The sequence below is a fragment of the Streptomyces sp. DvalAA-14 genome, assembly GCF_900091855.1.
Lineage (GTDB): Bacteria > Actinomycetota > Actinomycetes > Streptomycetales > Streptomycetaceae > Actinacidiphila.
On the sequence record NZ_FMCH01000002.1, the window covers coordinates 1 to 11,119 of the forward strand.

Genomic DNA, 11,119 nt, shown 5'->3' on the forward strand with positions numbered 1-11,119 from the left:
CCTCCGACGTGCTGATCACCGAGGCGGTGGCCGAGCCGGAACGGCTGGCCACGCACGATCCGGCCTACGCCCGCGGCGCGCTGCGGCTCGGCCGGTCGCTGAAGGAGGCCCGCCGCACCCTGGAAGCCGGCGGCACCGCCGAGGACGCGCTGTGGGGGCTGTGGGCGAACTCGCTGTGGAGCGCCCGGCTGGAGCGCGCGGCGGTCCGCGGCGGCGCGGGCGGCCGCAACGCCGACCGGGACCTGGACGCGGTGTGCGCGCTGTTCGAGACCGCGGCCCGGGCCGAGGAACGCACCGGCGGCCGGGGCGCGCTGAACCTCATCGAGGAGCTGTCCGCGTTCGACATCGCCGCCGACACCCGCGGCGGCCCCGCCGTGCGGCCCGGCGCGGTGCGGCTGACCACCGCGCACCGCGCCAAGGGCCTGGAGTGGCGGCTCGTCGTGGTGGCCGGCGTGCAGGAGGGCGTCTGGCCCGATCTGCGGCGCCGCGGCTCACTGCTGGAGGCCGACCGGATCGGCCGGGACGGCCTGGCGCCGCCGCTCACCCCGGGCGCCCTGCTCGCCGAGGAGCGCCGCCTGTTCTACGTGGCCACCACCCGTGCCAGCGAGCGGCTGCTGGTCACCGCCGTGAAGTCCGCCGCCGACGACGGCGACCAGCCGTCCCGTTTCCTGGCCGAACTCGGCGTCCCGCCGCAGGACGTCACGCAGCGGCCGCGCCGCCCGCTGGCCGTCGCCGCCCTGGTGGCGGAACTGCGGGCCACCACCGTGGATCCGCAGGCATCCCCGGCGCTGCGCGAGGCCGCCGCCGAGCGGCTCGCCCGGCTGGCCGCGCTGGAGGACGACGGCCACGCGCTGGTGCCGGCCGCGCACCCGGACCGCTGGTGGGGCCTGTACGAGCCGAGCCGCTCGGCGATGCCGGTACGCGACCGGGAGCAGCCGGTGGCGCTGTCCGGCAGTTCCCTCGACCAACTGGCGAACACCTGCGCCCTGCAGTGGTTCCTCGGCCGCGAGGTCAAGGCGGAGCCCGCCGCCACCGCCGCCCAGGGCTTCGGGAACGTGGTGCACGTGCTGGCCGACGAGGTGGCCTCCGGCCGCACCCCCGCCGATCTGGACGTGCTGATGGCCCGGCTGGACTCCGTCTGGGACGCCCTCGCCTTCGACGCGCCCTGGAAGTCCCGCCAGGAGAAGGACAACGCCCGCGCCGCCCTGGAGCGCTTCCTGCACTGGCACGTCATGGAACGCGGCCGTACCGCCGTCGCCACCGAGCACGACTTCGACGTCACCCTCGGCGCCGGGGAGGTCCAGGTCCGGATCCGGGGCAGCATGGACCGGGTGGAGACCGACGCGGCCGGCCAGGCGTACGTCGTCGACTTCAAGACCGGGCGCGGCAAACCGACCGCCGCCGAGGTGGCCCGGCACCCGCAGTTGGCCGTCTACCAGCTCGCGGTACGCGAGGGCGCCGTCGACCCGCTGTTCGGCGGCGAGCGGCCGCGGGCGGGCGGCGCCGAACTCGTCCAGCTCCGGCTCGGCGCGGCCAAGCGGGACGGCGGGGACACGCTGCCCGCCGTCCAGGCGCAGGCGCCGCTGGAGGGCGCGGCGGGGGAGTGGGCCGAGGACCTGCTGGCGCGGGCGGCCGGGCGGGTGCTGGACGAGCGTTTCACCCCCGCGACCGGCCAGCAGTGCGCGCACTGCGCCTTCCGGGCCTCGTGCAGCGGCCGGCCGGAGGGCCGACATGTCGTGGAATGACCGGCCGGTCGGCGCCGGCCGGCCACCCGCCTGTGGATAACCGGCCGCAGATCGCCCTTCGTCCACAACTGCCTGTGGATAACCGGGAGATGAGTGTCGGTGCCGGGCGCTACATTGACAGCGCAATCACAGGGGAGCGGGACGTGCCGTGCGCACGTGCGTGTCATCGGAGGGGGCGGCCGTGCAGGCCACAGGAAAACTCATCGCGGCGGTGCTGGCGGCGGGGGCGGCCGGCACGGTGCTGACCGGCTGCGGCGGCGACAAGGACGCGTCGGCGGCGCCGGTCGTCCGGGCCGCGGCCACGACGACCGGCACGGCGGCCGAGCCGTTCGCGGGCGACACCGGACAGCAGCTCCTCAAGAAGGCGGAGGCCGCGATGACGACGGTGTCCGCGGTGACGATCGATCTGCGCACCACCGGTGACGACGACGAGTCGGTGCACGCCACGATCGCCGTCACCGCCTCCGGCCGGTGCGCGGCCACCGCGGACGACGGCGGCAAGCGGTTCCAGATCATCCGCACCGGATCGGTGTACTACATGAGGGCCGGCGCCGACTTCTGGACGTCCGAGGGGGGCCCGGACGCCCGCACGCTGGCCAAGCTGGCCGGCGGCAAGTGGGTCAAGCTGCCCGAATCCGCCGAGAAGGACGGCGGGTTCGACATGTTCTGCGACTTGAACACCCTGCTGGACAGCGCCAAGGCCAATGACGGCAAGGCGACGTCGGTCACCAAGGGCCGTCCCACCGCCTACGACGGCGGCCAGGTGGTGCCGCTGATCCAGAAGTACCCGGCCGACGACCAGGACGACGAGGACACCACCCTCTACATCGCGGCCACCGGCGCCCCCTACATCCTCAAGGCCTTCACCCCGGGCGATTCCACCAATGTGATGACCTTCTCCCGGTTCGGCCGGGCACCGGTCATCAACCCGCCGCCGGCCGGGCAGATCGTCGACCTGTCCGCGGCCGGGCCGGGCTTCACCATATGAGGCACCGCCGGCCGGCCGGGCAGGGTTGGCCGACGGGGCACTGACCGGCGCCGGTGGCGGTCCTGGGCGGCGTCCCGTCCCGGGCCGTCCCGCCGCTGCCCGGGGCGAACCGGCCCCGGCCCGCGCTGTCGGCGGGGCCGGATAGCCTCAGCAGGGTGGCAACCCGCATCACCCGACCCGAGCAGTTGCAAGAACTGCTGGGCATCCCGTTCACCCCGGAGCAGCTGGCGTGCATCACCGCGCCGCCGGCGCCGGGCGTGATCGTGGCCGGGGCGGGCTCGGGGAAGACCACCGTGATGGCCGCCCGGGTGGTGTGGCTGGCCGGCACCGGACAGGTCGCACCCGAGCAGGTGCTGGGCCTGACCTTCACCAACAAGGCGGCCGGTGAGCTGTCCGAGCGGGTGCGCAAGGCACTGGTCCAGGCCGGGGTGACCGATCCCGATCCGCTGCCGCCCGGCCCCGGCGAGGCCGAAGCCCCGCACGGCGACCCGCAGATCTCCACCTACCACGCCTTCGCCGGCCAGCTGCTCAAGGACCACGGCCTGCGGATCGGCCTGGAGCCCACCGCGCGGCTGCTCGCCGACGCCACCCGCTACCAGCTGGCCGCGAAGGTGCTGCGGGCCGCCCCCGGCCCCTACCCGGCGCTCACCAAGGGCCTGCCCACCCTCGTGTCGGACCTGCTGGCCCTGTCCGGTGAACTGTCGGAGCACCTGGTGCCGCCCGAGCGCCTGCGGTCGTACGACACCCGGCTCGCCGCCGAACTGGCCGCTCTCGACCCGGCCGCGCGCGGCTACGCCTGGGTGCGGGACGTGCGGCAGGCGGTGGCGGGACGCCGTGATCTCGCCGAACTGGCCGCCGCCTACCGGCAGGAGAAGCAGAGCCGGGAACTGCTGGACTTCGGCGACCAGATCGCCCTGTCCGCCGCCTTGGCCCAGGACCGGCCCGAGGTCGGCGTGATCCTGCGCGAGCAGTACCGGGTGGTGCTGCTCGACGAGTACCAGGACACCTCCGTCGCCCAGCGGCTGCTGCTCGCCGGGTTGTTCGGCGGCGGCACCGGGCACCCGGTCACCGCCGTCGGCGACCCCTGCCAGGCCATCTACGGGTGGCGCGGCGCGTCGGTGGCCAACCTCGACGACTTCCCCCGGCACTTCCCGCACGCCGACGGGCGGCCCGCCGACCGCTACTCGCTGCGGGAGAACCGCCGCTCCGGCGGCCGGCTGCTCGATCTGGCCAACACCCTGGCCACCGAGCTGCGGGCCCGCCACGAGGGGGTCGAGGCGCTGCGGCCGGCGCCCGGCGCCGAACGCGACGGCCAGGTGCGCTGCGCCCTGCTGCCCACCCAGGAGGAGGAGACCGGCTGGCTCGCCGACTCCGTCGCCCATCTGGTCCGGACCGGCACCGCGCCCGGGGAGATCGCCGTGCTGTGCCGCACCGCGGGCCGCTTCGCCGAGATCCACGCCGCGCTCGTCGCCCGGGACGTGCCGGTGGAGGTGGTGGGTCTGTCCGGGCTGCTGGACCTGCCCGAGGTCGCCGATCTCGTCGCCACCTGCCAGGTGCTGCACGACCCGACCGCCAACGCGTCCCTGGTGCGGCTGCTCACCGGTCCGCGCTGGCGGATCGGCCCGCGTGACCTGGCGCTGCTCGGCCGCCGCGCCCGGCAGCTCGTCCGGTACGCGGGCGGCGTCCCGGACGACGGCACCGATCCGCTGGCGGCGGCCGTCGAGGGCACCGACCCGGCCGAGGTGATCTCGCTGGCCGACGCGCTGGAGACCTTCCTGGACGCCGCCCCGCCGCCCGCGGCCGGACGGTCCGGGCCGGGGGCGGCGGACGAGTTGGCGTTCTCCGCCGAGGCGCGGGTGCGGTTCGCCCGGCTGGCCGCCGAGATCCGGGAACTGCGGCGCGCGCTGGCCGACCCGCTGATGGACGTGCTGCACCGGGTGCTGACCGTCACCGGCCTCGACGTCGAACTCTCCGCGTCCCCGCACGCGCTGGCCGCCCGCCGCCGGGAGACCCTGCACTCCTTCCTCGACGTCGCCGCCGGATTCGCCGCCCTCGACGGCGAGGCGACCCTGCTGGCCTTCCTCGGCTTCCTGCACACCGCCGCCCAGTACGAGAAGGGCCTCGACAGCTCGCTGCCCGGCGGCGAGAACACCGTCAAGGTGCTCACCGCCCACAAGTCCAAGGGCCTGGAGTGGGATGTGGTGGCCGTCCCCGGTCTGGTCGCCAAGGGCTTCCCCAGCGAGCGCGGCCGGGAGCTGTGGCCCGCCAACGCCAAAGTGCTGCCGCACGGCCTGCGCGGTGACGCGGCGACCCTGCCGGACGTGCCGGAGTGGACGCGGGCCGGGCTCGACGGCTTCCGGGACGCGATGAAGGACCACCAGCGCGTCGACGAACTCCGCCTGGGCTACGTCACCTTCACCCGGCCCCGCTCCCTGCTGCTCGGGTCCGGGCACTGGTGGGGGCCCACCCAGAAGTCGCCGTTCGGCCCCTCGGTGTTCCTGGAGGCCCTGCGCGAGCACTGCGAGGCCGGCAACGGCGAGATCGAGCACTGGGCGCCCGAGCCGGGACCCGGGACGACGAACCCGGGCCTGGACAGCGCCGCCGAGCAGCCCTGGCCGCTGCCGCTGGACCCGGAGGCGCTCGTCCGCCGCCGCCGGGCGGCCGCGTCCGTGCTGGCCCACCTGGACCAGGCCCGCGCGGCGGCGCTGCCGGGACCGCGCGGCGCGGCGGAGCCGGAGGGCGGGGCGGCTGTCGCGCCTGATCCCGCCGACCCATCCAGTCCCGCCGACCCGTCCAGCCCCGGCGACCCGACCAGTCCCGGCGGACCGGACGGTCCGCTGCCCGAGGAGGCGCGGCTGATCGCCGCCTGGGACCGGGATCTCGACGCGCTCACCGGAGAGCTGCGGCGGGCCCGGGCCACCGTGCGGGACGTACCGCTGCCCGCCTCGCTGACCGCCTCCCAGCTGATGCGGCTGGCCGCCGACCCGGACGGGCTGGCCCGCGACCTGGCCCGTCCGCTGCCCCGCCCGCCGGCGCCGGCCGCCCGCCGCGGCACCCGCTTCCACGCCTGGGTCGAGTCCCGCTTCGACGCCCGGCCGCTCTTCGGCCCCGAGGACCTCCCGGGCATCGAGGCCGGCGACGACATCGCCGACGAGCACGACCTCACCGCCCTCAAGGACGCCTTCCTGCGGACCCCGTTCGCCGACCGGACCCCGTACCGCGTCGAGGAGCCGTTCCACATCACCCTCGCCGGGCGGCTGATCCGGGGCCGTATCGACGCGGTGTACCGCGACGGCGACCGCTACGACCTCCTGGACTGGAAGACCGGCCGCGATCCGGCCACCGCCGACCCGCTCCAGCTCGCCATCTACCGGTTGGCCTGGGCCGAGCAGCAGCGTGTCCCGCTCGAGCACGTCCGGGCCGCCTTCCTGCATATCCGCACCGGCGAGCTCGTCCACCCGGCCGGCCTGCCGGACCGCGCCGCCCTGGAGCGCCTGATCGACGGCGCCCCCGGCCCGCCGGGCTGAGGCCGCCGGCCCGCCGGCCCGCCCACCCGGCAGGGCCCCGGGCCCCGGTGGGGCAGCGGTCCGCGGGCCCCGGAACGGCGGTTACGCTCGTACCCATGAGCTCGACCCCGGACAACGACGTCCCGGACCCCGCCGTCCGCACCTATCTGCGGACCCACCGCGCCCGGTTCCTGGACGACCTCACGCACTGGCTGCGCATCCCCTCCGTCTCAGCCGACCCCGACCGGGCCGGCGATCTGCGGCGCAGCGCCAACTGGCTGGTCGCGGCGCTGCGCGAGACCGGATTCCCGGTCGCCGAGGTGTGGTCCACCCCCGGCGCCCCCGCCGTGTACGCGGAGTGGCCCAGCGGCGAGCCGGACGCGCTGACGGTGCTCGTCTACGGCCACCACGACGTCCAGCCGGCCGACCGGGCCGACGGCTGGGACACCGACCCGTTCGAACCGGTGGCCAGGGACGGCCGGCTGTACGCGCGCGGCGCCGCCGACGACAAGGGCCAGGTCTTCCTGCACACCCTGGGCCTGCGCGCGCACCTGACCGCGACCGGCCGCACCGCGCCCGCGGTCAATGTCAAGCTGCTGATCGAAGGCGAGGAGGAGTCCGGCTCACCGCACTTCGCCGAGCTGATCGCCGCGCGCGCCGAGCGGCTGGCCTGCGACACGGTGATCGTCTCCGACACCGGTATGTGGTCGCCGGACACCCCGACCGTCTGCACCGGCATGCGGGGCCTGGTCGACGGACAGCTCGACCTGTACGGCCCCGACCAGGACATCCATTCCGGTTCCTTCGGCGGCGCGGTGCCCAATCCGGCGACCGAGGCGGCCCGGCTGGTCGCGGCCCTGCACGACGAGGACCGCCGGGTCGCCGTACCGGGCTTCTACGACGGCGTGGCCGAACCGACCGACCAGGAGCGGGCCCTGCTGGCCGAACTCCCCTTCGACGAGGCCGGCTGGCTGCGGACCGCCGCATCGCACGCCACGCTCGGCGAGCGCGGCCACACCACCCTGGAACGGATCTGGACCCGGCCGACCTTCGAGGTCAACGGCATCCACGGCGGCTACGGCGGCCCCGGCGGCAAGACCGTCGTCCCGGCCACCGCTCAGCTGAAATTCTCCTTCCGGCTGGTGGCGGGCCAGGATCCCGCCCGTGTCCAGCGGCTGGTCGGCGACTGGGTGGCCGAGCGGCTGCCGGCCGGGATCCGGCACGAGCTCGTCTTCTGGGGCGCCGGCACCCGGCCCTGTCTGACACCGCTGGACCATCCGGGTCTGCGTTCGCTGGTGCGGGCGATGGGCCGCGCCTTCGGCCGCCCGGTCCGCTTCACCCGCGAGGGCGGCTCGGGGCCCGCCGCCGACCTGCAGGATGTCCTGGGCGTTCCCGTACTGTTCCTGGGAATTTCCGTGCCGTCCGACGGTTGGCATTCAGTGAACGAGAAGGTGGAGCTGGATCTGCTCCTCAAGGGAGTGGAGACAGCCGCCTACCTGTGGGGCGAGCTGGCCGCCGACCGGCGGGACGGACGCTGGTGACGCGCGGGCACCACGCCGGCGACGGCCGCCCTCCCGGCGACACCGCCGGCGGCGGGCATACGCCGAACTCTGATGGATCCGATGAAGCCGATGAGCACGATTTCGAAGGGGAGCGGGAAGCAGCCTTGACCGGACGTCTCGACATGACAGCGCAGCCGCTGGCCCTCACCCACGCGAGCGTGGACCGAGCCGCCCACCACCGCCTGGACGAGGCGTGGCTGGCGGCGGCCTGGAGCCACCCCACTACCCGGGTGTTCGTGGTGTCCGGCGGCCAGGTGCTCGTCCAGGACACCGACGACGGCGGCACCGAGATCGTGATGACGCCGGCGTTCGACGCCCCCGAGACGGAGATGCACCGCTACTTCCTCGGTATCGACCCCGAGGACGGCGTGCGCTATTTCGCCCTCCAGAAGGACACGCTGCCCGGCCGGATGGACCAGGCGGCGCGCCCCGCGGGCCTGCGCGAGGTCGGCGGACTGCTGTCGCCGCTCCAGGCGTCCTTGATGGTGCACGCGGTGGCCCTGGAGAACTGGCAGCGGCTGCACCGCTTCTGCTCCCGCTGCGGCGAACGCACCGTCATCGCCGCCGCCGGCCACATCCGGCGGTGCCCGGCCTGCGGGGCCGAGCACTACCCGCGGACCGACCCCGCGGTGATCATGCTGGTCACGGACGAGGAGGACCGCGCGCTGCTCGGCCGCCAGGTGCACTGGCCCGAGGGCCGCTTCTCCACCCTGGCCGGCTTCGTCGAGCCCGGTGAGTCCATCGAGGCGGCGGTACGCCGCGAGGTGCTGGAGGAGGCGGGGGTGGTGGTCGGCGAGGTCGAGTACGTCGCCAGCCAGCCGTGGCCCTTCCCGTCCAGCCTCATGCTCGGCTTCATGGCCCAGGCCACCACCGCGACCATCACCGTCGACGGCGAGGAGATCCACGAGGCCCGCTGGTTCTCCCGCGAGGACCTGCGCGCCGCCTTCGAATCCGGCGAGGTGCTGCCCCCGTTCGGCATCTCCATCGCCGCCCGCCTGATCGAACTCTGGTACGGCAAGCCGCTGCCCCGGCCCGGCAGCACACCCCGCTGAGCGCGGGTGCCCCTCGGGGAAGGCCAGCACGCGTCGGGAGCCTTGGGGTGCGGGCACGCGTCGGACCCCCGGCCGGGTGGCCGGGGGTCCGCGGCGCGTTCTCCGCGCCCTGCCCGAGAAGCCTCGCGTCCGGAGGTCAGGCGGCGGTGAGCGCCAGCTTGACCTGGGCGACCGACGGGTTCGTCAGCGTGGTGGAGGTACCCGTCGGCGAGGAGATCAGCAGCGTGGGGACGGTCTGATTGCCGCCGTTGGCCTCCTCCACGAACTTCGCCGACGCCGGGTCCTGCTCGATGTTGATCTCGGTGTAGGCGATGCCCTCGCGGTCCATCTGGCTCTTCAGCCGACGGCAGTAGCCGCACCAGGAAGTGCTGTACATGGTCACGTTGCCCGACATCCGTCTTCGCTCCTCGTTCCGGGGGTCTGCCCCTCGATGAACGCGCGCGGTCGGCGCCGCATTCCGGCATCACCCGGACGAGGGCCCGACCAGGGCTGTGGACAACTTCGCCGGGGTGTCGGCGAGACCTGGCAGAGTGGCGGGGTGACTGCGACAACCCACGACTCGCTCTTTCCCGCGATGCCCGACTCCCCGGACGCGGTGCTCGCCGGGCTGGACCCCGAGCAGCGCGCCGTCGCCACGGCCCTGCACGGACCCGTCTGCGTGCTGGCCGGCGCCGGCACCGGCAAGACCCGCGCGATCACGCACCGGATCGCGTACGGAGTGCGCGCGGGGATACTGCAGCCCGCGAGCGTGCTCGCGGTGACCTTCACGGCGCGGGCGGCGGGGGAGATGCGCGGGCGGCTGCGCCAGCTGGGGGCCGGCGGGGTGCAGGCCCGCACCTTCCACTCCGCGGCGCTGCGCCAGCTCCAGTACTTCTGGCCGCGGGCCGTCGGCGGCGACATGCCGCGGCTGGTCGAGCGCAAGGTGCAGCTCGTCGCGGAGGCGGGGGCGCGCTGCCGCATCCGGCTGGACCGCAACGAACTGCGGGACGTCACGGGCGAGATCGAGTGGTGCAAGGTCACCCAGACGGTGCCGGAGGAGTATCCGGCCGCCGCCGCCAAGACCGGCCGCGACGTCCCGCGGGACCCGGCCGAGGTGGCCCGCATCTACACCACCTACGAGCAGCTCAAGCGCGACCGGGGGGTGATCGACTTCGAGGACGTGCTGCTGCTGACCGTCGGCGTGCTCCAGGACCGGCCGGACGTCGCGGAGACCGTGCGTTCGCAGTACCAGCACTTCGTGGTGGACGAGTACCAGGACGTCAGCCCGCTCCAGCAGCGACTGCTCGACCTGTGGCTCGGCGGCCGGGACAATCTGTGCGTGGTCGGGGACGCCTCGCAGACCATCTACTCCTTCACCGGCGCCACCCCCGACTTCCTGCTCGGCTTCCGGGCCCGCCACCCCGACGCCACGGTCGTCAAGCTCATCCGTGACTACCGCTCGACCCCCCAGGTCGTCGGGCTGGCCAACGGACTGCTCGGCCAGGCCCGCGGCCAGGCCGCCGCCCACCGGCTCGAACTCGTCTCGCAGCGCGAGGCCGGCCCCGAGCCCAGCTACACCGAGTACGCCGACGAGCCCGCCGAGGCCGAGGGCGCCGCCCGGCGCATCAAACAGCTCATCGACTCCGGGGTGCGGCCCAGCGAGATCGCCGTCCTGTACCGGATCAACGCGCAGTCCGAGGTCTACGAGCAGGCGCTGGCCGACGCCGGGGTGCCGTACCAACTGCGCGGCGCCGAGCGGTTCTTCGAACGGCCCGAGGTGCGGGAGGCGGGCATGCTGCTGCGCGGCGCCGCCCGCGCCTCCACCGATCCGGCCGAGGCCGCCGCCGCCCTCCCCGAGCAGGTGCGGGACGTGCTCAGCTCCCGCGGCTGGGCCTCCGAACCGCCGGCCGGCTCGGGCGCCGTGCGCGACCGCTGGGAATCACTGGCCGCGCTCGTGCGCCTGTCCGAGGACTTCGCCGCGGCCCGGCCGGAGGCCGGCCTCAGTGACTTCGTCGGCGAACTCGACGAACGCGCCAACGCCCAGCACGCCCCGACTGTCGAAGGGGTCACCCTGGGCTCGCTGCACGCGGCCAAGGGCCTGGAGTGGGACGCGGTCTTCCTGGTCGGCCTGACCGAGGGCACGCTGCCGATCACCTTCGCCAAGACCGACGAGCAGATCGAGGAGGAACGCCGGCTGCTCTATGTCGGCGTCACCCGGGCCCGCTTCCACCTGGGGCTGTCCTGGGCGCTGTCCCGCTCCCCGGGCGGGCGCGGCGGCCGGCGCCCG

The 11,119-nt window shown here is 74.8% G+C and carries 7 protein-coding genes; 6 read left to right on the forward strand and 1 reads right to left on the reverse strand.

The window, feature by feature from the left end; translation table 11 throughout:
• The 5 genes from GA0115240_RS00040 to nudC form a co-directional block, all read left to right on the forward strand.
• Positions 1-1,745, forward strand: a 1,745-nt coding sequence (locus tag GA0115240_RS00040; RefSeq protein WP_141708666.1) for a PD-(D/E)XK nuclease family protein, incomplete at its 5' end; no start/stop codon positions are given.
• Between the two features lie 181 nt (positions 1,746-1,926).
• Positions 1,927-2,733, forward strand: coding sequence for a hypothetical protein (locus GA0115240_RS00045; RefSeq protein ID WP_093734563.1), 807 nt, complete (start codon positions 1,927-1,929; stop codon positions 2,731-2,733).
• Between the two features lie 155 nt (positions 2,734-2,888).
• Complete coding sequence (locus GA0115240_RS00050) at positions 2,889-6,260, forward strand: UvrD-helicase domain-containing protein (RefSeq protein ID WP_093734567.1); 3,372 nt, start codon at positions 2,889-2,891, stop codon at positions 6,258-6,260.
• Between the two features lie 95 nt (positions 6,261-6,355).
• Complete coding sequence (locus tag GA0115240_RS00055; protein WP_093734564.1) at positions 6,356-7,780, forward strand: M20/M25/M40 family metallo-hydrolase; 1,425 nt, start codon at positions 6,356-6,358, stop codon at positions 7,778-7,780.
• A 143-nt stretch (positions 7,781-7,923) separates the two neighbouring features.
• Positions 7,924-8,853 carry an NAD(+) diphosphatase gene (gene nudC, locus GA0115240_RS00060; RefSeq protein WP_093734565.1) on the forward strand — a complete coding sequence of 310 codons (930 nt, stop codon included), beginning with the start codon at positions 7,924-7,926 and terminating at the stop codon, positions 8,851-8,853.
• 136 nt (positions 8,854-8,989) lie between these two features.
• Here the strand turns inward: nudC and GA0115240_RS00065 are convergent, their stop codons facing one another.
• The gene (locus GA0115240_RS00065) at positions 8,990-9,247 is read right to left on the reverse strand and encodes a glutaredoxin domain-containing protein (RefSeq protein ID WP_093734566.1); all 258 of its coding nucleotides are present in this window, start codon (positions 9,245-9,247) and stop codon (positions 8,990-8,992) included.
• Between the two features lie 180 nt (positions 9,248-9,427).
• On the opposite strand from GA0115240_RS00065, the gene GA0115240_RS00070 reads away from it, so the two are divergent.
• The coding region (locus GA0115240_RS00070; protein ID WP_237554477.1) for an ATP-dependent helicase at positions 9,428-11,119 on the forward strand (1,692 nt) is incomplete at its 3' end.